Source organism: Parabacteroides caeci (assembly GCF_023656795.1).
GTDB classification, from domain to species: Bacteria; Bacteroidota; Bacteroidia; order Bacteroidales; family Tannerellaceae; genus Parabacteroides; species Parabacteroides segnis.
In genome coordinates, this window is sequence record NZ_JAMOKT010000018.1 from 73659 (window position 1) to 99092 (window position 25434).

The 25434-nt window shown below is 42.2% G+C and carries 13 protein-coding genes and 1 CRISPR repeat array; of the genes, 7 read left to right on the top strand and 6 right to left on the bottom strand.

The genetic code is table 11. The annotated features are described in order from the left end of the window. Positions 1–287: 287 nt before the first annotated feature. Positions 288–2373: a CRISPR direct-repeat array (repeat unit 32 nt; unit sequence GTTTCAATCCACGCACCCGTAAAGGATGCGAC). A gap of 268 nt (positions 2374–2641) precedes the next feature. Then, complete coding sequence (locus tag NBH15_RS11265; protein ID WP_250822702.1) at positions 2642–3928, top strand: MATE family efflux transporter; 1287 nt, start codon at positions 2642–2644, stop codon at positions 3926–3928. 67 nt (positions 3929–3995) lie between these two features. Here the strand turns inward: NBH15_RS11265 and NBH15_RS11270 are convergent, their stop codons facing one another. The 3 genes from NBH15_RS11270 to NBH15_RS11280 are packed head-to-tail and all read right to left on the bottom strand — an operon-like array spanning position 3996 to position 7639. After that, positions 3996–5702 carry an acyl-CoA dehydrogenase family protein gene (locus NBH15_RS11270; protein WP_250822703.1) on the bottom strand — a complete coding sequence of 569 codons (1707 nt, stop codon included), beginning with the start codon at positions 5700–5702 and terminating at the stop codon, positions 3996–3998. Between the two features lie 4 nt (positions 5703–5706). Next, a complete protein-coding gene (locus NBH15_RS11275) occupies positions 5707–6726 on the bottom strand; it encodes an electron transfer flavoprotein subunit alpha/FixB family protein (RefSeq protein ID WP_250822704.1) in 1020 nt (339 codons plus the stop codon). A gap of 4 nt (positions 6727–6730) precedes the next feature. Next, positions 6731–7639, bottom strand: coding sequence for an electron transfer flavoprotein subunit beta/FixA family protein (locus tag NBH15_RS11280; protein WP_007653585.1), 909 nt, complete (start codon positions 7637–7639; stop codon positions 6731–6733). Between the two features lie 885 nt (positions 7640–8524). Between NBH15_RS11280 and NBH15_RS11285 the strand changes: the two genes are divergently transcribed. The 6 genes from NBH15_RS11285 to NBH15_RS11310 all read left to right on the top strand — a co-directional run bounded on the left by NBH15_RS11285 (position 8525) and on the right by NBH15_RS11310 (position 19862). Beyond that, positions 8525–9274, top strand: coding sequence for a DUF4469 domain-containing protein (locus tag NBH15_RS11285; protein ID WP_122328482.1), 750 nt, complete (start codon positions 8525–8527; stop codon positions 9272–9274). Between the two features lie 167 nt (positions 9275–9441). Next, on the top strand, positions 9442–12660 hold the full coding sequence (locus NBH15_RS11290) for a SusC/RagA family TonB-linked outer membrane protein (RefSeq protein WP_250822705.1): 3219 nt from the start codon (positions 9442–9444) through the stop codon (positions 12658–12660). Between the two features lie 20 nt (positions 12661–12680). Continuing rightward, positions 12681–14585, top strand: a complete 1905-nt coding sequence (locus tag NBH15_RS11295; protein WP_250822706.1) for a RagB/SusD family nutrient uptake outer membrane protein — start codon at positions 12681–12683, stop codon at positions 14583–14585. Between the two features lie 29 nt (positions 14586–14614). Continuing rightward, entirely contained in the window at positions 14615–15793 is a 1179-nt protein-coding gene (locus NBH15_RS11300; RefSeq protein ID WP_250822707.1) for a DUF5000 domain-containing lipoprotein, read from the top strand. A gap of 32 nt (positions 15794–15825) precedes the next feature. Beyond that, on the top strand, positions 15826–16947 hold the full coding sequence (locus NBH15_RS11305) for a DUF4998 domain-containing protein (RefSeq protein ID WP_046147833.1): 1122 nt from the start codon (positions 15826–15828) through the stop codon (positions 16945–16947). A 221-nt stretch (positions 16948–17168) separates the two neighbouring features. Beyond that, the gene (locus tag NBH15_RS11310) at positions 17169–19862 is read left to right on the top strand and encodes a glycoside hydrolase family 2 protein (RefSeq protein WP_250822710.1); all 2694 of its coding nucleotides are present in this window, start codon (positions 17169–17171) and stop codon (positions 19860–19862) included. Positions 19863–19945: 83 nt separating this feature from the next. On the opposite strand, the gene NBH15_RS11315 is transcribed toward NBH15_RS11310, so the two are convergent. From NBH15_RS11315 to gcvP, 3 genes are all read right to left on the bottom strand, one after another. Continuing rightward, positions 19946–21328, bottom strand: coding sequence for an MFS transporter (locus tag NBH15_RS11315; RefSeq protein ID WP_122328485.1), 1383 nt, complete (start codon positions 21326–21328; stop codon positions 19946–19948). 114 nt (positions 21329–21442) lie between these two features. Continuing rightward, positions 21443–22558: a glycoside hydrolase family protein gene (locus NBH15_RS11320; protein WP_195437634.1), complete on the bottom strand. Its 1116-nt coding sequence runs from the start codon at positions 22556–22558 to the stop codon at positions 21443–21445. Positions 22559–22576: 18 nt separating this feature from the next. Further along, positions 22577–25429 (bottom strand): aminomethyl-transferring glycine dehydrogenase, encoded by a 2853-nt coding sequence (gene gcvP / locus NBH15_RS11325; RefSeq protein WP_250822708.1) that lies wholly within the window; start codon positions 25427–25429, stop codon positions 22577–22579. Positions 25430–25434 lie beyond the last annotated feature (5 nt).

The window sequence follows — 25434 nt, forward strand, 5'->3', positions numbered from 1 at the left end:
TTTTATTTTTTAATGAACAAAGTATTCGTGCTTTAATTTACAATGGAAGGCAAATAAATTTAATTTAGAATAGGTAAATAATATAAGAACAGTCTATTGATGAATAATGACATTTTCTTTTTGTGGTCGTTTGTATTTTGTTTATAATTATACTTAGTATGGTAATTCTTGGTAATGAAACGAGCTCTCTAAGTAGATTGAAACGATGATGACTCTGAAAAAGGAACGTGTCGCATCCGTAAAGGATGCGACAAGACTCCGCTCAAAATCCAATTACAACAAAATCGGTTTCAATCCACGCACCCGTAAAGGATGCGACTTAGCAAAAATTTCTTTGACATAATCGGTCAGAGGTTTCAATCCACGCACCCGTAAAGGATGCGACCTCTATGATGATGATATGAAAGAGTTTCTTAAGGTTTCAATCCACGCACCCGTAAAGGATGCGACTGGATTTTGTTTTCACCTGCATGGGGGAGATCCGGTTTCAATCCACGCACCCGTAAAGGATGCGACGGCAACCCCAACACACCGGCAGACGTGTTAACCGTTTCAATCCACGCACCCGTAAAGGATGCGACTATTAGTGGTGCGTTTGGTGATGTCATCTTGAAAGTTTCAATCCACGCACCCGTAAAGGATGCGACTTTATCTTGGTGTCCTTCTCCGACCTAAAGAGTAGTTTCAATCCACGCACCCGTAAAGGATGCGACAACTACGCTATAACTGGTTCAGTATATTATACTGGTTTCAATCCACGCACCCGTAAAGGATGCGACCCCAGTTATCAAAGTTACACAATGCTACAATAAAAGTTTCAATCCACGCACCCGTAAAGGATGCGACCGGTACAATGCCATCGATATTTTAGATATAATAAGTTTCAATCCACGCACCCGTAAAGGATGCGACTTGGATTTTTTAAACTTTCAGGCATTTTTTTATTATGTGTTTCAATCCACGCACCCGTAAAGGATGCGACAAGTTCCTGCATGTCGCGACCAAATTGATTAGCATTGTTTCAATCCACGCACCCGTAAAGGATGCGACGATTGCCGCCGACGGGCTTTTATCTCCCGGAAGGGTTTCAATCCACGCACCCGTAAAGGATGCGACACGCCGCATCACCCTTTGTAACATTTCCTATTTGGTTTCAATCCACGCACCCGTAAAGGATGCGACTTAATTGTCGGATATGTGCCTGTATAGATAGTCGGTTTCAATCCACGCACCCGTAAAGGATGCGACAGAAAGGGTTCACCCATACTCATAAACATTATTTGTTTCAATCCACGCACCCGTAAAGGATGCGACATGTCATGATCAGATCCTTCAGGCGGATTGGACTGTTTCAATCCACGCACCCGTAAAGGATGCGACATATATATATTCGGATGTTACCCCTTGCGGTTCGGTTTCAATCCACGCACCCGTAAAGGATGCGACACGCCACCACTCCGTCCACCTCTTGCAGGTAGGCGGTTTCAATCCACGCACCCGTAAAGGATGCGACGTGTTTTATGTTCTCCCAATCATCCTCCGAGGGAAGTTTCAATCCACGCACCCGTAAAGGATGCGACTATTTATGCTATAAACGATTATCTGCAATATAATGTTTCAATCCACGCACCCGTAAAGGATGCGACACTGTACGGGCCGGAACCCGTACGGTTTTCCAAGTTTCAATCCACGCACCCGTAAAGGATGCGACTACTAGCTCAGCTAAAGAGTTATGGCGTGTCAGCGGTTTCAATCCACGCACCCGTAAAGGATGCGACCAAGCAAATTTTACTTGCCGTCAGGTATTTGCACCGTTTCAATCCACGCACCCGTAAAGGATGCGACCAATATTTTCTTTGTTAAAAACATCAGCATAAGTTTCAATCCACGCACCCGTAAAGGATGCGACTTATAGTCATATATATATACCGACGCGTCCCGCTGTTTCAATCCACGCACCCGTAAAGGATGCGACTCAGCCATTCTCTTGCCAATTCCAGGTATATCAGTTTCAATCCACGCACCCGTAAAGGATGCGACGACTTACGCACATCTAATGCTTTGCAGCGTTGGTTTGTTTCAATCCACGCACCCGTAAAGGATGCGACCCCGTAGTATCCAAGCGTGATGTACAATTGTTTATGTTTCAATCCACGCACCCGTAAAGGATGCGACATTTTAAAATTTAGGATTAAACATCTTATTAAAAGTTTCAATCCACGCACCCGTAAAGGATGCGACTGTTAGAGCGACAGTTAGGACAGCGACCACAAGGTTTCAATCCACGCACCCGTAAAGGATGCGACTACAAGCCCGTGTGAACCGTGACAAGTTCCGCGATGTTTCAATCCACGCACCCGTAAAGGATGCGACTGCATGTTTATGGAAAGCTTTATTGATAACATTTTCAGCATATAATTTTGCGAATAATAAAGTGTACAAATAATTGGTATTTGTATAGTTATTAATAATATTGTAAATATCAGAATAACAGGGAGTGCGAACATCCTGTGTTTTTACAACCACTTTGGGTTCGCGTTTTATCTGTTATTGAAACATTGTTGCGTTATAATGTTATATATAAAGTAATCCGTAACTTTGTTTACAAATTTAAGAATAAGCTTTTGGTATATACAATAACATGAACAAAAAAATTCTTCAATTAGCAATACCTTCTATTGTTTCGAATATAACTGTGCCTTTATTGGGGCTGATCGATGTCGCTATTGTCGGTCATTTGGGATCGGCGGCTTATATCGGGGCGATTGCCGTAGGAGGGATGCTGTTCAATATTATTTACTGGCTGTTTGGTTTTCTGCGGATGGGGACGAGTGGTATGACTTCTCAGGCTTTTGGACAGCGTGACCTGAAAGAGGTGACACGTGTTTTGTTACGGGCAGTGGGAGTGGGGCTGTTTATCGCTTTATGTCTGTTGCTGCTTCAATATCCGATCCGGAAAATAGCTTTTCTTTTGATAGATGCTACCCCAGAGGTGCGCGAACTGGCTACGGTTTATTTCAATATTTGTGTATGGGGAGCACCTGCCGTATTGGGACTTTATGGGGTTGCAGGGTGGTTTATCGGCATGCAAAATTCACGTTTCCCGATGTTTATAGCGATTACACAGAATGTGGTGAATATCGTTGCCAGCCTTTCTTTTGTTTATTTGCTGGATATGAAGATAGAAGGAGTGGCGTTGGGCACGCTGATAGCTCAGTATGCCGGACTTTTTATGGCTTCGTTGCTTTGGCTTCGTTATTACGGGCGGTTGAAAATTGCTTTTCGTTGGCGGGAGATAATCGGCAAGACAGCTATGAAGCGTTTCTTTCAGGTGAATAGCGATATCTTTTTCCGTACATTATGTTTGGTGGCTGTTACTACCTTTTTTACATCGACAGGTGCACGGCAGGGAGATGTTGTATTGGCTGTTAATACGTTGTTGATGCAGCTGTTTACACTATTTTCCTATATAATGGACGGCTTTGCCTATGCCGGTGAAGCGATGACCGGACGTTATGTCGGCGCACGAAATAACACCGGATTACAAAGGATGATTCGTCTGCTATTCCGTTGGGGATGGGGATTGTCGTTGTCTTTTATGATTCTATATATGATAGGTGGACAAGATTTTCTGGGATTGCTGACGAATGATACAACAGTCATTAAAGCTGCCGGAAGTTATTATTATTGGGTTTTGGCTATTCCTTTGGCCGGCTTTGCCGCTTTTCTTTGGGATGGCATCCTGATTGGTGCAACAGCTACCCGGTTGATGCTTTATTCGATGCTGGTGGCTTCGGGACTGTTCTTTGTGGTCTATTATCTCTTTTACGGTGTGATGGGAAACCATGCATTATGGATGGCATTCCTGATCTATTTATCATTAAGAGGGATTATGCAATGGATATTATGGCATTCTTCTCATCGGTAATATCTGAAAAAAGCCGGATATCATCTTTATTCTGATATCCGGCTTTTTTATGGAGAGACAATACTTATTATTGTCTGTAGTTTACTAATTCGTCAGCGTTGAACTTCTCGATGAAGCTGTGATGTTTTTCTACTTCGGCTTCTGTATAGTTCAAGTATACTACGGCTGATTTGCTGAATAATTCGGGTGCTTTGGTTGCATCCTGGATCAACAGGTAAGCCATGATACAGTCGGCTGCCATTTCCATCAGGCGGCGGGCAACGAAGTCAAGTAATTCTTGATTTTGTGCTTCCTTCACCTTATTCATGCAAGCTTCCAGCTTGTTAGCCATTTCTACCAGTCTTGCTTTCAGCGGTTCCATTTCGGCAGAACAGGGGATAGCTTCAAATTCGCGGATCATCGCCAGGTAAGAACCGTTTGTTACATAACGGATAGCGGCAACAGTCTGCAACTGTGTCGTACCTTCGTAGATTGAAGTGATACGGGCATCACGATAAATACGCTGGCAAGCATATTCCAACATGAAACCTGATCCGCCGTGAATCTGGATACAGTCGTACGCATTCTGGTTGGCGTATTCAGAGTTCATACCTTTTGCCAACGGGGTGAATGAATCAGCCAGTTTTGCATATTTCTTCTGTTCCTGACGTTCTTCCGGAGTCAGTTTGCGTTCGTGTGAAATATCATCCAGCGCTTTGTAGATATCCACATAGCGTGAAGTCTGATACAACAGAGCACGACCTGCATCCAGTTTCGCTTTCATGATAGACAGCATATCGTAAACTGCCGGGAAGTCGATGATCGCTTTGCCGAACTGTTTACGTTCTTTGGCATAAGCCATTCCTTCGTTGTAAGCAGCTTGGCTCAAACCGACAGACTGTGCAGCGATACCCAGGCGGGCACCGTTCATCAACGCCATAACATATTTGATCAAACCTAATTTGCGGTCACCGCAAAGTTCAGCTTTAGCATTCTTGTAAACCAATTCGCAAGTAGGTGATCCGTGGATACCCAACTTGTTTTCAATGCGGCGAACGTCTACACCACCCTGTTTCTTGTCGTAGATGAACATAGACAAACCACGTCCGTCTTTCGTTCCTTCTTCCGAACGGGCCAGTACCAGGTGAAGGTCTGCATCCCCATTGGTGATAAATCGTTTTACACCGTTCAGGCGCCAGCAGTTTTCTTTTTCGTCGAAAGTCGCTTTCAGCATAACGGACTGCAAGTCAGAACCGGCATCCGGCTCGGTCAAGTCCATAGACATGGTTTCTCCGGCGCAGATACGCGGGATGAAACGGTTGTGCTGATCTTCGTTACCGAATTCATATAATGTTTCAATACAATCCTGAAGCGACCAGATGTTACCGAATCCGGCATCGGCGGCAGAAACGATTTCGGCACACATGGTGTACGGAGTGATCGGGAAGTTCAAACCACCGAAACGACGCGGCATGGTCATACCGTTCAGGCCGGCTTTCACCATTGCATCCAGATTCTGTTTTGTTCCGGAAGCATATTCCACACGTCCGTTAGCGCAGTGAGGACCTTCTTCGTCGACACCTTCGGCGTTGGGGGCAATGATCTCTCCGGTGATTTCCCCGGTGATTTCAAGCACTTTATCGAATGAATCCATTGCATCGGCATAATCCTGCGGTGCATAGTCGAACTCTTCTTTATCTCTGTAATTGCGTTCTTTCAGTTCGCAAATACGTTCCATCATCGGATTGTTCAAGTGATACTTGAGTTCCGGTATGTCTGTATAATAATTTGCCATCTCTTTACTTGCTGTTCTGTTTGTAATATTTAATCATCTTCGGGATCACTTCTTCAACTGTGCCGTTGATAACATAGTCGGCGATCGTGTTGATCGGAGCGTTCTCGTCGTTGTTGATAGAGATGATGATACCTGCATCCTGCATACCTGCAATGTGCTGTATCTGTCCGGAGATACCGCAAGCGATATATAATTTCGGACGAACTGTTACACCTGTCTGGCCGATCTGACGGTCGTGATCGCAGAAACCGGCATCGACGGCTGCACGGCTGGCACCTACTTCGGCGTGAAGTTCTTTAGCCAGTTCGAACAATTTGTCGAATCCTTCCCTCGACCCCATTCCGTAACCGCCGGCTATGACGATCGGAGAGCCTTTCAGGTTGTGTTTTGCCTTTTCTACGTGACGGTCGATCACTTTTACTACATAATCCGTTTCCGGGACGAGTTTAGCTACGTCGTGCCGGATCACTTCGCCTTTATAATTTGCGTCCAGAATCTCTTTCTTCATCACACCTTCGCGAACGGTTGCCATCTGGGGACGGTGTTCGGGGTTGATGATGGTGGCAACGATATTACCGCCAAATGCCGGACGGATCTGGTACAGCAGATTTTCGTAAGTGATACCTGCTCTTTTATCTTCGTGAGGACCGATTTCCAATGAAGTACAGTCGGCAGTCAGACCACTGGTCAGTGCGGATGATACACGCGGACCGAGGTCGCGGCCAATAACAGTAGCGCCCATCAGGCAGATCTGGGGTTTTTCTTCCTTGAACAGGTTGATCAGTACGGAAGAGTGGGGCAGGGATGTGTAAGGGAACAAGCCCGGTGCATCGAACACATGCAGTTTGTCGACACCGTAAGGCAACACCTGGCTTTCTACGCCTTCGAGGCCGCTACCGGCAACAATTGCTTCCAGCTGGCAACCTAACTGATTCGCTAACTTGCGACCTTTGGTCAGAAGTTCGAGACTTACATCGGCAACGGTTGTGCCTTCAATCTCACAATATACAAATACGTTATTCATAATCTTATCCGATGGTATGGTTAGCTAACAGTTCAACAATCATATCTTCTATATCTTTGTCCGAGCCGGTCAGTGTTTTACTTTCCTTTGCCTGGAACACGATATTTTGTATAGTCTTTACTTTTGTCGGCGAGCCGGATAATCCGCATTGAGACAGGTCGCCGTTCACATCAGCCACACTCCATTCGGGGATGTTCAGATACGGGCGTGTTTCGTATAGTTCAGGATACTGAATAGCTTGCGGGCCATTGGGGTGGCAGGCTGTCGGTTGAGCCGCTTTTTCCTGTGCTCCCATGGCACGTTTGTATTTCTGTACCAGTTTGGCGTTACGCGGACGACAGGGAGCTGCCGAGCCGTTTACTGTGATTACGATAGGCAGCGGGCCTTCTACGGTTTCCACGCCTCCGTCGATATGACGTTTTACGGTGATACGGCGTGCTGCTTCATCCACGTTCAGGATTTCTTCAGCATACGTGATTTGTGTCAATCCCAGCTTTTCAGCTACCTGGGGACCTACCTGTGCAGTATCTCCGTCGATAGCCTGACGGCCACCGATGATAATATCGTACTCGTTAATTTTTTTGATAGCCGTAGCCAGGGCGTATGATGTTGCCAGTGTATCGGCTCCTGCAAAGGCACGGTCGGTTAACAAAAAGCCGCCGTCTGCTCCGCGGTATAAACCTTCACGGATGATTTCGGCGGCACGTCCCGGTCCCATAGTCAGTAATGTAACAGTCGATCCGGGGTAGGCATCTTTCAGGCGCAGTGCCTGCTCCAATGCGTTCAGGTCTTCCGGGTTAAAGATGGCGGGAAGGGCGGCACGGTTTACCGTTCCGTCTTCTTTCATCGCATCCTTTCCCACGTTGCGTGTGTCCGGAACCTGTTTCGCTAAAACAATAATTCTTAAACTCATATTAATAGGAATATTAGATTTCTATTGTCTGAAAATTAATTGGTAATTAGTAAAAAAATTACCGATTGCAAAAGTAGTCAAACATTCTTTATCTCAAAGAACTTTAACCTGAAATCTGCACACTTTAGGGTTTTTTGAGCACCCAGACTGCACCTTTGTTGTTTTTGACATAAGCTGTTCATTCGCTATTTTAAGGGAAAAGTTCAATAGTTATGTAATATCCGATTTTTACAAATATTTAAAATGTAAGTTTAAAGAATGCTGAGGTATGGCAAATCGAAAGATTGTACATCTAATCGAAAGATTGTGCAAATAATCAAATGCCGGTTACATATATAATATATGATGAAATAACTTGATGTTTAGTTGATTTTTTTGATGTGTACTAAAGTTTCAGTTTTTAATATTTAGATAATTTCTCCCGAAATTATCATATCTGTATGGAAGATTATATAACCGTATTTTTTCATCTGAGTTACTGTAGTCTTAGCAGAACTATGGTATTGTTTTAGGTTATTTAATTAACAATGCAAAAATACAGAGCTTTCTAAGAAGAGAAAATAGACTTTCATTCTTTGATAATGGATTATCTTTCGAAACAGCTGATAAAGTACAAATAAATATAAACTTTCAAAATCTGTATTTCAAAATATTTAATTTGAGATTGTAATGTTTATTCAGTTGTTTGATGTGTTTATTTTCAAAGAATGAGTTGAGATATCCAATCTGAGTTTTATTGTCATAATATACGACTTCTATTGAATAAACTTCCAGAATATGTAGATGGATACCATAGTTCTGCTAAGACTATTGCTTTTTTAGGTTGTAGGATTTACAATATTTAATACAAACCAGAAAGATTAGTCTTTCACAATTTGAGCTATTATGCAAAACAAATTAAAAGGATGGATCGTACCCAATAGTGTGACGAAAGATCCTAATGACAAGATTTTGATTCTTGATGCTGCCGGAAATGTTGGTCTTGAACAGGTGTACAAAGAAATGCGGGAAGAGGATACCGGTTTAAGACAAGAAACACTGGTACACGTTGTTAGCCTTTACGAACGTATCATAGCCCGTTTTCTGATGAATGGTTACAATGTGAATACCGGATTGTTTTATGCGGTTCCACGTTTTACAGGTCTGATAGAAGGAGGACGTTGGAATCCTGAAAAGAACAGTATTTATGTATCCTTCAATCAGGATAAAGTATTGCGGGAAGAAATTGCCAAAACCCAGGTGGTTATACAAGGTGAGAAAAATGATGTCATGTATATCCTGGAAACAGAAGACAAGAAAACCAAATTGAAAGATGGTAGTATGACTCCCGGACGGAATTTTGTGATTCGCGGTGCATATTTGAAGGTTGTAGGTGATGATGCTTCTGTGGGTATCGTTATTCGTAATAAGGAGAACGATACTGTGACAAAAGTGACTGAGGATATGTTTGCTACTAATAACCCTTCGGAGCTGATCTTTTTAGTCCCTACTGAACTGACCGACGGCGAATATGAACTGACCGTAACCACACAATATACAAAAGGTACAGGAATAACCTTGAAAACCCCTCGTTCTGTCTCGATTCCGGTACATGTAGGAACGGGAGGAGGAAGCGACCGTCCGGAGATTGAATAATTTTATCGCAATAGAATATTTTACTGTCTTTTATCTGGAGATACCGTTATCGCCATGCCGGAGACAGTATTGCCTCCATACAGGAGATAGTACTGTCTCTTCACGGAAGTAAGACTTAGAGAAAGAGAAGATAACCTAATTTATATTTATCCTAAAAATTATACATTATGAAGCAAAAAGTACTCTTAGGACTTTTTGTCTCCCTGCCATTTGTTTGTACAATTCCGGTATTTGCTGCCGGAAATATACCTGCAACAGAGAAGAGAGACATTCAAATTAGTCGCTATGATGAGGAAAGAAACAGGATGGAACCGTTAGTCGGCCTTGTTTTACAGAACTCGAAAAAAGTAAAAGGTAAGATTTCTGACACCGGTGGTGATCCGCTACCTGGTGCTACTGTGCAAATCAAAGGAAGTACGAAAGGTGTGATTGCTGACGTAGATGGAAATTTTGAGTTCGATGGAGTTAATACCAATGCGGTACTGGTTGTTTCCTTCATTGGTATGGAAACGAAAGAATTGACTTATAAGGGAGAGGGGTTCCTGAATATCGTGATGGAGCCGAAAGCAGATGAGTTGGAAGAAGTAACGGTTGTTGCTTTTGCCAAGCAGAAAAAAGAAAGCGTGGTTTCTGCCATCACAACGGTAAAACCGGCAGAACTGAAAATTCCGAGTAGTAACTTGACCACAGCCTTTGCCGGTCGTGTAGCAGGTTTGATTTCTTATCAGACAAGTGGTGAACCAGGGCAGGATAATGCCAACTTCTTTATTCGCGGTATCACGACTTTTGGAGCAGATGCCAAGAAGGATCCTTTGATCCTGATTGACGGAATCGAATTGAGTACCGATGACCTGGCTCGTTTGAACACTGATGACATCGCCAGCTTTACAATCATGAAAGATGCAACGGCTACAGCATTGTATGGTGCGCGTGGTGCAAATGGTGTTATCTCCGTAACAACAAAAGAAGGACGTGAAGGTAAGGTTGCGGTAAATGTCCGTATTGAAAATTCATTTTCTACTCCAACCAGTCGGGTTGATCAGGCTGATCCGGTTACTTACATGCGAATGCAGAATGAGGCGATTAAAACTCGTGATCCGTTAGGATTAGCTTTATATTCTCAGGAAAAGATAACCATGACCGAACGTGGGCTGTATCCGGATATTTTTCCTTCGACAGACTGGTATAGCACCATGTTCAAAGATTTGACTATGAATCAGCGTGCAAATATCAGTGTGAGTGGTGGCGGTACGGTCGCTCGTTATTATGTGGCGGCCAATATGACACGAGATAATGGAAATGTGAAGGTTGATAAACGTAATAATTTCAACTCGAATATCAATTTGATGAAATATACGATTCGTTCAAATGTGAATGTGAACCTGACTAAAACAACGGAATTGGTTTTACGAATGAGTGCTGCGTTTGATGATTATTCAGGGCCTATTGGTGGTGGTAGTGGTATGTATACTCATGTGATGCAGGCTAATCCGGTTTTGTTTAAACCGTATTATGAACCGGATGAAAAATATGCCCATGCTAATCATATTTTATTTGGTAATTATGGAAGTGCTAACTATGTCAATCCTTATGCGCAGGCTTTAAGAGGTTATAATGAGTACAGTAAGAATACGATGCTGACGCAATTTGTATTGAATCAGGATTTGAAAATGATAACAGAGGGTTTGACGGCTAGTGTGCTTGTCAATATGGATCGCTATTCAGAATATTCTGTGAATCGTGCATATAAGCCATTTTATTATAGCATAGGATCTTATGATTTGCAGGCAAATTCTTATAAATTGAACCGTTTGAATCCTAATGGTGGTACGGAATGGATTAATTACGAACCAGGGCAGCGTTATATAAACAGCAGTATCTATTTGGAAGGAAAAGCAGAATATACCCGTTTATTTAATGATAAACATAATGTGAATGCTCTGTTGGTTTATACGATGCGCAATCAGAAATCCGGTATTGCGGATAATCTTCAACTGTCATTACCTTATAGAAACATAGGTTTGGCGGGTCGTTTGGCTTACAACTTCAATTCCCGTTATTTCGGAGAGTTTACTTTTGGTTACAATGGTTCCGAACGATTTTCAGAAAATAATCGTTGGGGCTTTTTCCCGTCGGGAGCGTTGGGATGGATGGTCTCTAATGAAGAGTTTTTTGAACCGTTAAAGGATGTGTTTTCTCAATTTAAATTTAAGGGTTCTTATGGTATGTCCGGTCAGGATCAGATAGGTAGTGGAAATGATCGTTTTTATTACTTGTCGGATGTAAATATGAATGCGGGTAAAGCAGTAAACTGGGGTACACAGATGAATTATAATCCCGGTTCTATTAGCTTCAATCGTTATGCCAATGATCAGATCGGTTGGGAGACTTCTTATAAAATGAATGTCGGCTTCGAGGCCACAACGACTTTCGGCCTGTCTGCTAATATAGAGTATTTTACGGAACGCCGTGAAAATATTTTGTTGGATCGCGTGATTCCGGCAACAATGGGTATTCTTCCTGCAGTAAAGGCTAATTTGGGTAAAGCTAAAGGAAATGGGGTCGATATGGAATTGAATTACGAAAAAAGTTTCAATAAAGACTGGTGGATGACGGGACGCGGAACATTTACCTATGCTACGAGCGAGGCGGTAGAATGGGAAGAACCTGATTATAGCGCAACTCCCTGGTTGTCGAAAGTGGGTAAGTCTTTGGGACAGACCTGGGGATATATTGCAGAACGATTGTTTGTTGACGATGCGGAAGTAAAGAACTCACCGACACAGTTTGGTGATTATATGGCCGGGGATATCAAATACCGTGACGTGAATGGAGATGGTAAAATTTCAGAGTTGGATAAGGTTCCCATCGGTTATCCTACGACACCGGAGATCAATTATGGCTTTGGACTCTCTGTCGGTTACAAGGGATTGGATGCCTCTTTCTTTTTCCAGGGATCTGCCCGTCAGTCTTTCTGGCTTGACCAAAAGAAGATCACTCCGTTTTTGGATGGTTATGATGATGGCCTGAAAGGGGAGAATCAGGTATTGCAGGTTATTGCCGATAGTTATTGGTCGGAGAACAACCGTAATCCGTATGCATTCTGGCCCAGATTGTCGAATCAGTTCATCGAGAATAACAATCAAAAGAGTACTTGGTTTATGCAGGATGCGACATTCCTTCGTTTGAAATCTGTAGAAGTAGGTTATACCGTACCACAGGTGTTAACAAAGAAAGTCAAGGTACAAAACTTACGTGTTTACGTAAGTGGAACAAACTTATTATGCTGGAGTAAATTCAAACTGTGGGATCCGGAAATGGCAGGAAACGGTTTGGGATATCCGATACAACGTGTCATTAATGTAGGTATTAATTTAGGATTCTAAAACAAGAAAAATAGTACAATATGAAATCAATTTATAAATATATCGTATGTGTCTGTACAGCATTGGCTGCAACGTCCTGTGATTTTCTGGATGTAGTCCCGGACAATGTGGCTACCGAAGAGCATGCTTTTGCAGATCGCTACACTGTAGAAAAATATCTGGCTTCCTGTTATTGGAGAGTACCAAAGGCTGCGAGTATGAGCGAGAATCCGGGGATTCATGGAGCTATGGAGATGATTTTAAATACTGAGTATAGTGGTGATACTGGTATGAAATTAGGGTTAGGACAAGACAGTCCGACCAGTGCACTTATGAATTATTGGGCAAGTAGTTATTCGTTGTATGCCGGTATTCGTGATTGTAATACTTTTATGATGGGGATAGGTGATGTAAAGGATTTAGATGAATATGAAAAAAAGCGTATGATAGCTGAAGTCAAAATGCTTAAAGCTTATTTTCATTTTTATTTATTGTCTTATTACGGACCTATCTGTCCGTTACGTGAAAGTCCGGCTGTAAACGAATCGACTCAAGCTGTACGTGTTTACCGCGAAAAAGTGGATGATTGTTTTTCGTATGTTCTTGATCTGATGGATGAAGTGATAGAAAGTGAAGCTTTACCGTTGATTCTTTCAAATCCGACAACAGAGTTAGGACGTTTTACGCAGCCGGCAGCTTATATGTTGAAGGCTAAGATACTTTTGTATTGGGCCAGCCCTTTGTTTAATGGAAATACTGACTATAATAGTTTCAGGGATCATAACGGAGAACCATTTTTTAATCAGACTTATGATGCTTCACGTTGGACAACTGCGGCAGAAGCATGTAAAAAAGCTGTAGATATTTGTGAAACTGCAGGAATTCGTTTGTACCAAACTTCTGATTATATATCGGCAAAGAAATTATCAGATCAAACTTTGCTGGTTCAAACATTGAGAGGTGTTATTAGTCACAGATGGAATGCTGAACTTATTTGGAGTAACACGTCTTATCCAGTTAGTAGTGGGTTCCAATCTGACTGTTTTACTTATTTTGAATCTGCTTTAAATTTGGGTACTAGACAAAGGTTGAGCGTTCCTTTGTCGACTGTTGAATGGTTTTATTCGAAAAATGGGGTTCCCATTGAAGAAGATATAATGTATGATTATACGAACCGTTATAGTCTGCGTACAGGGGATGAAGGAAATCGTTATTATATTCAGAAAGGGGAACAAACTGCAGGATTGAATTTTGACCGTGAACCACGTTTTTATTCAACATTAGGTTTTGATCGTGGTAAATGGTATGGAAATTCTTACAAAAATACACCGGATGATGATGCAGAGTGTCTGTACCCTAAAAATCGTTTTGGAGAATATTCTTCTGCGGCAGATCCTGGAAATTATAATGCAACTGGTTATTGGCCTAAAAAATTGGTTTCAATAAATTCGTCTTATCGTGATGCTAACAGTGTGACCTGGGAGTCATATCCTTTTCCGGATATGCGTTTTGCAGATTTATTGCTGATGTGTGCCGAGGCATTGAACGAATCGAAAAATGTACCTGATGCAGAGGTTTATAAATATATAGATATGGTACGTGAGCGTGCCGGATTGGACGGTGTATTGCAAAGCTGGCGTAAATATTCGAATCATCCGGAAAAACCGACAACAAAAGAAGGTATGCGCGAAATCATTCAGCGTGAACGTAAGATTGAATTAGCCTGCGAAGGAAGTTATTATTGGGATAGTCGCCGTTGGAAAACTGCATTGCAAGAACAAAATCGTTTGATTCAAGGGTGGAACATAAATGCTTCTGATGTGGAAAATTATTATACGGTGACTCCTGTTTATGAACAGTCTTTCTCATTTAAAAATTATTTAGCCCCTATACCTGAATCGGATATTGTAAAGAATCCGCAATTGATTCAGAATCCGGGGTGGTAATTGTTTATTTTTAATAATAGTATAAGTGTATGAAAACGAAATATTTGAGTTTTTTATTGTTACTGTTGGCCTTTTCTTCTTGTTCGGAGAAAGAACTGGCTCCTATTAGTGGCAGTTTAGGTAAGCCGGGAATTGTTACAGATGTTACGGTGGAGCCGTCTGCCGGTGGAGCTACAATTTCTTATAAGATTCCCAATTCGGAAGATTTATTGGCAGTGAAGTGTGTATATACTCTATCAGATGGTAAAGAAAATGAAGTAATGGCATCGTATTATGAAAACAAACTATTAATTCAAGGATACAATGATACTTTAGAACATACTGCAGTGCTTTATGCTGTAAATCGTGCTCAAGAACTGTCTGATCCTGTGGAAGTAAAGTTTTATCCTTTAGAGTCCCCTTTAAGTAAAGCTATAAAAACAGTAAGAATTAAAGCAGATTTTGGAGGTGCTAATTTTAGTTGGGGAAATTCGGACAAGGTTCCTCTAAATGTTGAATTGTTAGGACCTGATTCTTTAGGTCGGATGTCTACATTAAATATTTTGACTAGTGATATTGATAAAAATACGTATAGCGTACGTGGATATGCTCCAGAGTTATCCAAATTCTCAATGATTTTAGGAGATAATTTCAACAATTACTCAGATACGATTTCAGCTGAAGTTACGCCTTTGTTTGAAGAAAAGTTGGATAAGAAAAAAATGCGAGTTATGCGTTTGGATAACGATGCTTCTTTTGCAGAATGGGGATGTTTGGATGCTTATATGATTGATGATGATCCTTTAACTTTTGGACATACCCCTAATAATGCTTTACCGGCAGCTTTGACAATAGATCTGGGTTGTATGGCTAAACTTAGTCGTTTTGTTATGCATCAACGAAAGTTAAATGGTTCTACAAATATTTATTATGATCATGGTAACCCTCAAAGAATGGAAGTGTATACTTGTGATCACGAGCCTGGTAAAGATGGAGATTGGAGTGAATGGGTTAAAATTATGGATTGTGAAATTGTTAAGCCTTCTGGTTCTCCAGGTAATACTGTTACTGATCTTGATAAGGAAATGGCAGATAAAGGACATGAGTTTTCATTTGATTTATCGCAGCCTCCGATGAGATATGTGCGTATACTTCTTACTTCAGCTTGGAAGGGTACTTCTTATGTTTCTCCAGCAGAAATATCTTTTTATGGAGAAAATGAAGAGTAATGATTGGCTCAATGAATTAATAAAGAATGATTATGAAAAGAATATATGGTATAGTTGCATTTGTAGTATCTGTTTTATCTTTCGTTTCTTGCGATGATTTTATGGACGTACATAAAGAATATATTGAAGATGGTGAGATCATTTATGCTCCTAAACCGGATACGATAGGTTTTATTGCAGGTAAAAATCGGATTTTGTTTAACTGTCGTACTTATAATGCTCCGAATGTCCGGTCTATTGATGTATATTGGAATGACGGACTTGATTCTCTGATTGTTCCTGTTGAATTGAAGACTGGTTATGATAGTATTTCCATTATATTGGAAAATATGGAAGAAAAGTCTTATACATTTGATGTTCGCACTACAGATAATTTTGGACATAAATCTTTATATCTGACGGATTTTGGAACTTCTTATGGTGAAATTTACCAATCAAGATTGAGTGATCGTCGCATTAAAACTGTATCACTGTCGGATAAGGGAGGTATAGTTACTTGGTATTTTGCCCCGAGTGACCTTGTTTGTAGTGAAATACGGTATACGAAGAATGACGGTTCGCTGTCAGTTACTGAAACTTCTTCAATAAAGGATGTTACTGAGCTTCCGGATATAAAGCCTGGTTCTACTATTGAGTACAGATCTTTGTTTATTCCGGAAGTAGAAGCTATCGATACGTTTGCAACTGCATGGAAAACATTTGCAACTGTTATTCCTGAAGAATATAAGTATGATAGCAGTTCATGGACAGTGTTGTCTGCTTCGGACGAGTCCTCAGATCATGGAGGAAGAATCGCTTTGCTTGATGGAAATTTAAACACTTTCTGGCATTCTGCCTGGGAGGATGAAAGTGCGCCTCTGCCGCACTGGGCAGTAATCGATATGCAATCTCAGAAAAAAATCTCAAGGATCGAAATCTATCGCAGAGCCGGTAATACGGATACGAAGAGCGTGGAATTATATGTTTCTGATCAATCGAACGGAAATGTCGATGGATGGAAAAAAATAGGAAATGCAGTGTTTGTTGATGGTGATAGTCTTTCTATATCAATACCTGAATCGGCAGAACAGGGACGTTATTTGAAATTGTTGCTTCCGGATAGTAATAATGAACCGTCTACAAGTGTTGCCGAGATTTATGTGTATGGAAAATAGATAATAGGTAAAGTTTTTTAGAGTGTTAAGGTTAAGTATCAGGTATGGATTTTAGCTTCGATTTAGCTTAAATCTATACCTGATTTCTTAAGATAGTCCATCTCGGTTAAATATAGTCTATTTTTTATTGAGAGGATTTGATATTTCTTTGTTGCGTGATAATTAAAAACAAGATGAGAAAAACTGTAGTATTATTGTTGTTATGCTTTGTGGCATATTTGATGCAGGCGAAAACAGATTCGCTAAAGATTGATTTGTCCGGTATGTGGCGTTTTCAATTGGATCCTATGGGATTTGGTAAAACCCCCGGATCGGAACTCTATCTGGATAAATTAGTAGAGACTATTGTATTACCCGGATCTACGGATCAGGGAGGGAAAGGTATTAAAAATAATGCTCGTTATGTGGACCGTCTCAGTCGTAAATTCGAGTATCAGGGAGCTGCCTGGTACCAACGTGAAGTTGTTATTCCTGAAGAATGGAAGAATAAAGATATAGTCTTGAATCTGGAACGTTGTCATTGGGAGACGACAGTTTTTGTAGATGAGCAGTTGGTTGGTATGGATGAACGTTTGAGTACACCCAATATTTTCCACTTAACAAAATATTTAACACCGGGAGTGCATACCCTGACCCTTTGTGTAGACAATCGTTTGAAATATCCAATGGATCAATGGAACCACGGAACTACCGAATACACACAAACTAATTGGAATGGAATAGTAGGTGATATATCTATACAGGCCAAAGAAAAGGTTCATATTCGCCGTGTAAATGTGTATCCTGATATAGAGAATAAGTCTGTTTTAGCGAAAGTCGAGTTATCTTCTTTAACTACATTTCAAAAAGGATCATTAGAGTTGCATGTCCGTGAAAAAGGAGGCAAACTTGTTGCAACCCATAAGGTTGGGATAGATAGTCTCGTTGCACAAAAGGGCATTGAGCAAACGATTAGCTTAGGTAAACAGATAAAATTATGGGATGAGTTCAATCCTTTTTTGTATGAATTTGAAACAACATTGCTTGTAGACGGAAAGCAGGACACCCGGACGATTACGTTCGGTATGCGGAATGTAGAACAAGGTAAGCATCATGTCCGTTTGAACGGCCATGATATCCATTTGCGTGGTGTACTCGACTGTGCAGTGTTTCCTCTGACCGGTTATCCTTCTACCTATGTGGATGATTGGAAACGTATATTCTCTACAATTAAGGAATATGGTATGAATCATGTCCGTTTTCATTCATGGTGCCCTCCCGAAGCTGCATTTATAGCAGGAGATGAATTGGGAATGTATCTGCAAGCCGAACTACCCATGTGGATTAAGGATGTTGGCAAATATCCTGCCAGGCGCGATTTCTTTGAAAAAGAGATGTATGCTATTCTGGATGCCTACGGTAATCATCCTTCTTTTATTTTAATGTGTAATGGTAATGAAAATGAAGGTGATTTTGCTGTTTTGGAAGATTTGGTCAAGAAAGCGCAGACTTATGATAACCGTCGTCTTTATTCTGCATCTACGGCTCGTACTCATACCGCTTCCGATCAATACTATGTGTCACATGTTACTTCCAAAGGATGGATCACTGTTTATGAAGGGACTCCGTCTACCGATTGGGATCGCAACAAAGAGTCAGACATTGATGTACCTGTTATAGCACATGAAACCGGGCAGCGTTGTATGTATCCCAATTTTGATGAGATCAGGAAATATACGGGTGTACTCGAAGCGCGTAATTTTGAAGTGTTTAGAGAAAGGTTAACCAAAAATGGAATGTTACATCAGGCAAATGATTTCTTCAAAGCTACAGGTGCACATACCGTATTACAGTATAAAGAAGTGAATGAATCTTTACTTCGTACCCGTACTTCGGGAGGTTTTCAATTGTTAGGCCTTGCTGATTTTCCGGGGCAAGGGAGTGCTTTTGTAGGAATCCTGGATGCTTTTTGGGAAAGTAAAGGTTTAGTTTCTCCCGAGAAATTTCGTGAGTCATGTGCACCGACTGTTTTGCTGGCCCGTTTACAGAAACGAACTTTTCTTTCAGGTGAACAATTGAAAGTAAAAATGGATATATATCATTTTGGTAAAGATGTTCTTAAAAAGGAAAAGCTAAACTGGAGCCTGATAGATGAAGATGGGAAAATAATAAGCAAAGGCACTTTGGACAATAAAAATATCCAGCCTTATACGGTTGACTCTTTAGGTACGATTGATATTGATTTGGATGGAATAACTCATGCTTGTCAACTAACATTGAAAGCAGGAATGGGAGGAGTAAAAAATGAATGGAATATTTGGGTATATCCGCAACAAACGGAAAAACAAACGAATTTTGTCTATACACGTAAATGGAATGAAGAAACTTTGAAGATGCTTGAAGATGGAAATAATGTATTACTGATTCCGGAAAAATGCGAAGGGCGTAAAACTCATTTTGCCAGTCATTTTTGGAACCCGATCATGTTTAATTGGAATCCGATGATTGTGGGTACTTTGATTAATGCCCAACATCCGGTTTTTAGGTGTTTTCCCACAAAATCATATGCCGACTGGCAATGGTGGGATATTTTGAATCATGCAACGGCTATGGATTTGACTGCTTTGAATAATATAACTCCTATTATTCAAAGTATAGATTCGTATGAAACAAATCAGAAACTGGGTATTGCTTTCGAGGCAAAGGTTAGAAAGGGTAAGCTGTTCGTTCTTTGTGTAGATCCGGAAAGTGATATAGATAACCGTTTAGCGACGAGGCAATTAATAACTTCGGTTGAAAAATATGTGGCTTCAGATCGTTTTGATCCGAGAGATACTTTGCAATCATATGAAATAGAAGCACTTTTTCCTACAATCTCTATATCAAAAAAGCAGAAAGGATCTCAAACAGCAATTCAGCAATTACTGAATAAATAGAAAGTAGATAACCTAATAAAAAAGAAGGAAATTATTCTCTGAAAATGAGAAAATCTCCTTCTTTTTTGCTCTATACTAGGTTTTTAACAGCGGGTTGCATCCAGTTTCTTTACTACCTGCCCATATATAATCAGAGCAACAGCCGATACCAGTGCGATCGCCCCGAAATAATACCATATATAATGTGCATGTGCACTGGCGGCTACCCATTCTTCATGCGTGGCGAACAGTGTCGGTTCCGGACAGTATTTGCTTAATAGGAAGCCTGATAAGCCGAATCCGAGTATAGATGACAGGAAGGAGTGAAGGTGGCTGAAACCGAGGTATAATCCTTCTTCGCCTTTGGGGGCCTGCAATGAGAAATATTCAAGGAAACGGGGGGAGATAAATGTTTCCGCTAGTCCCTGGAAGACAATCCCGACTACCATCATGAAAGCTACCGGATGCATACCGAGGATAGTTGTGTTGCCATCCAGCATATTTCCCGATGCCATGCAAAGAGCGGAGATCGGCATGATGAACATACCGAATGTCATAGAGGTAAGTGCGGTTTTCTTACGCATTAACTGGGTAACTAAGTTTACGGTCAATACTACAACCAGCGGATTCACGTTGGCATACCAGGAAGGAGAAGCTCCTTCGCCAGCCAAACGTAAAACATATTTAGGCATGGTTGCATACAGCTGGTGCTGAACCATCCAGAAACCGGAAATAATAAAGATCAATATGATCAGGCGACCGTTTGTACAGACTTTGATCAGTGCCGTCCATATTTGTCCGAAAGTTTTTCCTTCACCGGAATGTTGGCTGCTTTTATAGAAAAACCAGATCGCAATAAGAGCCAGGAATGTCATTGAAGCGGAAAAATAGTTGAGAGTGATCAACCCCTCGTTCCCTAATGCTTCGCGCAACGGTTTTACAATAGTCTTGCCGGAGAAGGCTCCTATATTTACCATTGCATAGAAAATGGAGAAACCTTTGGCACGGGTTTCGGGAGTTGTTTCTTTGGCTACAGTTCCGGAAATTACACTTTTGATGAATGATCCTCCGATAACGATCAGTATCATGATCGGGATAATTCCATAACGGAGATTACTTTCGAGCAATCCGGTAAATGTTGTTGTTGTCCCGTATTCAACCAGTCCGGCTGACTGGAGCCAGGTAGGATAAAGCCCCAACCCGGCATAACCGATGGTCAGCAAAGAGAAGGCCAATAGCATGGAATTGCGGAATCCGATCTTATCGGCCAGTGCACCGGCAAAAGTCGGGAGGAAGTAGAGGAATGCGGAGAATGTTCCGGCGATGGTTGCCGCTTGTATGTCGTTGAATCCGAGAATGCGGCTGAGGTAGAGTGTTATTACGATAAATACGCCATAGTAGGCGGCACGTTCAAATAGTTCAACGGTATTGGCTACCCAAAACGCTTTACTGAATTTGATTTTCTCTTTCTTTGTCGTTGTGTTCATGCGATAGTTATTTGTTTTTAGAATTAGAATATGAAATGTAAAAACGCAGGGATATGCAGATGAGAAAATTAGAGCTGCGTATACCTGCGTTTATTTACATCTTGTGTAAGTCTTTTATTTCTTTACAGTGTAAGTTTGATGAATCGCTTTGTCGAAAGCTTTCCAATGTTCGTCGGTCATGTTACCGGGGGTGAACAGGGCAACACCGGCTGCACCGCTTTCCATCGATCCGCGTACTGCTTCTTCTATTTCAGAAGGGATCAGACCGTGTCCTTCCGGATCTTTGATGTTAGCTTTGTTTTGCCAATCGTGGCAGATGAATAAACCACTGAAAACGGGTTTTTCTCCGTTCACAGAGTTTACTTCTTCCTTCGTCACCTCGCCTACCCAGGCAGCGTCTTCCAGGTAGAAGTCGTTGTAGTTCATCGGGAAGAATGCGTCGATATTCCATTTATTCCATTCCTGGCGAACCATCCATTTGGCGTGTGAGTCAGGACCGGGGAATACGGCTGCACTGATCTTTTTACCTTTAGCATGGACTGTATCTGCAATGCGATCTACCAGCTTAGTGATCAGGTCACAACGGAACTGAGCCCATTCTTTGCATTTGGAAGGATCTTCAACAGATTTAATATCGATACCGGTAGCAGCCTTGAAATCGGCTACACATTTGTCGCAATAGCAATAATCGGCAGTCGGATATTCTTCGTTCATAACCAGACCGTATTTTTCCCAAAGACCTTTGGCGAGGATAACGTCTACATAACGGATATAATCCAGATGAACGTAATCTACTTCAGGAATATCGGCTACTTTGCCGTATAGATCGGTCAGGAATTCGGCAGTCCCTTCATGGTTTGGGCAAAGGCATTTGTAATAAGGAACATACGCCTGTACTTCGTAAGCCGGCTCGCCTTTGCGGTTTACAGCATACAGGGTTGAATCCATGCCGCCTTGTAACATAGCCGGTATCCAGGCATGGTATTCCATACCGTTTGCGTGAGCCACTTTAGCGGCACGCTGGATTTTTTGCAAATCATGTCCGGCATTGTAGCACATACCATCCAGCCCATGCGATTTCCATTTACTAAAATCGGCTTGTAAGGTCTCTTCGGTTGTATTACCGCCTTCACCTTGCCAGCCGTACACTTTGATTTTTGCTTCCGGTGCTTTGTTGCAAGCCGTTGCCAGAAGGGCAACGGCTGCTAAAGCTAAAAATACTTTTTTCATTCAGATTGTTTGTTGTTATTAAATTTCACAAGCACAGAGTGTCGGGATCAGATTGCGGTCGCCGTAAGCATTATCTACGCGGGCCACATTGATCCAGAATTTACTGTCATGCAACCATTCCAGCGGGAAGGCTGCTTTACTACGAGGATATTCATGCTTCCATTCATCGGCAGTTACTTCATATTCCGGATGAGGAGCATTTTTGAGCACATTGTCTTCTTTAGAGGCTTTGCCTTCTTCCACTTCCTTGATCTCTTTCCAGATGCAGTCCATCACTTCGGCAAAACGGTCGAGTTCGGCTTTGCTTTCGCTTTCGGTCGGTTCAACCATTAAGGTTCCGTGTACCGGGAATGAAAGCGTAGGTGCATGATACCCGAAGTCCATCAGACGTTTAGCGATATCACCTTCGTCAATGCCTGAAGTTTCTTTTACCTTGCGACATTCCAGAATCAGTTCGTGACCTACACGGCCGGTTGCACCGGTATAAACGATTCCGTAGGTATCCTTAAATTTAGAAGCCAGGTAATTGGCATTCAGGATAGCTGTTTTAGTAACAGTTTCCAGTCCTTCCGAACCAAGCATGCGGATATAAGCATAAGTGATCGGAAGGATACCTGCACTACCATAGGGAGCAGCAGAAACCGTATTCAGATCGCTTCCCCAGGCTACCGGATGAGAGGGTAGGAACGGTACCAGATGTTCGGCAACACAGATCGGACCAACGCCCGGACCACCACCACCGTGAGGTGAAGCGAATGTCTTATGCAGATTCAGGTGACAAACATCAGCTCCGATAGTTCCCGGATTGGTCAATCCTACCTGAGCGTTCATATTGGCACCGTCCATATATAACTGTCCGCCACAAGCATGAACAATATCACACATTTCTTTGATGTCTACTTCAAAAATACCGTGGGTAGACGGATAAGTGATCATGCTGGCTGCCAGGTTGTCTTTGTTGGCTTCTGCTTTGGCGCGGAAGTCTTCCAGGTCGATATTACCGTTTTCGTCGCATTTAACAGTAACAGTCGTGTAACCGCACTGGATAGCACTGGCCGGATTTGTTCCGTGGGCCGATGCCGGAAGCAATACGATATTTCTATGTCCCTGTCCGATGCTTTCGAGATAAGCGCGGATGACACGAAGTCCGGTATATTCGCCGGCGGCACCTGAGTTCGGTTGTAATGTAACACCTTTGAATCCGGTGATCTCTGCCAGGTAGCAGCACAGGTTTTCAATCAACTCCGTATAGCCTTCTACCTGTTCTTCCGGTGCGTACGGGTGAATATTCATAAATTCAGCACGGCTGAGCGGAAGCATTTCAGATGCAGCGTTCAGTTTCATCGTACATGACCCCAAGGAGATCATCGACTGTGCCAATGATACGTCTTTGTGTCCCAGACGGGTGATATAACGCATCAGCTCGGTTTCCGTATGATATTTTTTGAATACATCTTCCTGAAGGAAGTCGGAAGTACGGGCGAATTTCTGATCGAAATAAGTTTTTTCCGGGATGGCTTCTTCCAGCATATAGTCTTTTCCGGCAGCACCGGCGAAGATATACAACAATACGCCTATATCGGTAGGCTGTGTTGTTTCGTCAATACTGATGCCTACCTGGCCGCCTTCGAAGTAGCGAAGGTTCACCTTGCATTCCAAAGCGATTTCACGCAGTGCATTTACAGAAACATGAGCCGGTAATTCGATCTTCAATGTATCGAAGTAATCCTTGTTCAGTTGTCTGTAACCTAATTTTTCAAGTTCGGCAGCCAGGAATCCGGCCGAAGCGTGGATGCGTCCGGCAATGTTGCGCAGACCTTCTGCTCCGTGATATACGGCATAGAAACCGGCCATTGTTGCCAGTAAAGCCTGTGCGGTACAGATATTTGAAGTTGCTTTTTCACGTTTGATATGCTGTTCGCGTGTCTGCAAAGCCAAGCGGTAAGCCGGATGTCCATAAGCATCTTTCGAGATACCGATGATACGTCCCGGAATAGCACGTTTGTATTCGTCTTTTGTTGCAAAATAAGCAGCAGAAGGACCACCGTAGAACATCGGAATACCGAAGCGCTGGCTGCTGCCGAACACTACGTCGGCTCCCCATTCGCCCGGAGGTGTCAGCAATACCAAACTCATCAGGTCGGCTGCTACGGCTACACGGGTTTCGTTGGCGTTCGCTTTTGCAATAAATTCTTTATAATCTTCAATCGAACCATCCGCATTCGGGAATTGTACGATAGCTCCGAATACATCCGGTGTAAAGATGAATGTCTTATAATTTCCTATTACCACGTTGATACCTTGTGGTATCATGCGTGTTTTGATTACGGCCAAAGTGGATTCAAATACATTTTCATCAACAAATAGCGTATTAGCTCCGGCTTTTGCCTGTGCACGGCTGCGGCTTCCGTAGAACATGGTTGCAGCTTCGGCAGCAGCAGTCGCTTCATCCAACAAAGAACAGTTGGTTAGCGGTAGAGCGGTCAGCTCACTGATTACAGTCTGGAAGTTCAACAGTGCTTCCAGGCGTCCCTGCGATACCTCAGCCTGGTACGGTGTGTATGAGGTGTACCATACCGGATTTTCGAAGACATTACGCTGGATAGGAGCAGGGCAGATAGTATCATACCATCCCATTCCAATGTAAGACGTAAAAACTTCGTTCTTGGATGCCAGTTCGGCGATATGTTCTGCAAACTCCCGCTCAGTCATTGGCTCCGGAAGATTCAGAGGTTCTTTCAGACGAATATTGGCCGGGATTGTCTGGTCAATCAGTTCGTCAACCGATTTAACACCGATAGCTTCAAGCATAGCCGGGATATCTTCCTCTGCAATGCCGACGTGGCGGTTTACAAATTTATTTGTGTCCATAGTAT

What these genes read in the sequence shown, in the direction of transcription:
- NBH15_RS11265 (WP_250822702.1), top strand. Translation starts at nt 2,642, where the DNA reads ATGAACAAAAAAATTCTTCAATTAGCAATACCTTCTATTGTTTCGAAT.
- NBH15_RS11270 (WP_250822703.1), bottom strand. Translation starts at nt 5,702, where the DNA reads ATGGCAAATTATTATACAGACATACCGGAACTCAAGTATCACTTGAAC.
- NBH15_RS11275 (WP_250822704.1), bottom strand. Translation starts at nt 6,726, where the DNA reads ATGAATAACGTATTTGTATATTGTGAGATTGAAGGCACAACCGTTGCC.
- NBH15_RS11280 (WP_007653585.1), bottom strand. Translation starts at nt 7,639, where the DNA reads ATGAGTTTAAGAATTATTGTTTTAGCGAAACAGGTTCCGGACACACGC.
- NBH15_RS11285 (WP_122328482.1), top strand. Translation starts at nt 8,525, where the DNA reads ATGCAAAACAAATTAAAAGGATGGATCGTACCCAATAGTGTGACGAAA.
- NBH15_RS11290 (WP_250822705.1), top strand. Translation starts at nt 9,442, where the DNA reads ATGAAGCAAAAAGTACTCTTAGGACTTTTTGTCTCCCTGCCATTTGTT.
- NBH15_RS11295 (WP_250822706.1), top strand. Translation starts at nt 12,681, where the DNA reads ATGAAATCAATTTATAAATATATCGTATGTGTCTGTACAGCATTGGCT.
- NBH15_RS11300 (WP_250822707.1), top strand. Translation starts at nt 14,615, where the DNA reads ATGAAAACGAAATATTTGAGTTTTTTATTGTTACTGTTGGCCTTTTCT.
- NBH15_RS11305 (WP_046147833.1), top strand. Translation starts at nt 15,826, where the DNA reads ATGAAAAGAATATATGGTATAGTTGCATTTGTAGTATCTGTTTTATCT.
- NBH15_RS11310 (WP_250822710.1), top strand. Translation starts at nt 17,169, where the DNA reads ATGCAGGCGAAAACAGATTCGCTAAAGATTGATTTGTCCGGTATGTGG.
- NBH15_RS11315 (WP_122328485.1), bottom strand. Translation starts at nt 21,328, where the DNA reads ATGAACACAACGACAAAGAAAGAGAAAATCAAATTCAGTAAAGCGTTT.
- NBH15_RS11320 (WP_195437634.1), bottom strand. Translation starts at nt 22,558, where the DNA reads ATGAAAAAAGTATTTTTAGCTTTAGCAGCCGTTGCCCTTCTGGCAACG.
- gcvP (WP_250822708.1), bottom strand. Translation starts at nt 25,429, where the DNA reads ATGGACACAAATAAATTTGTAAACCGCCACGTCGGCATTGCAGAGGAA.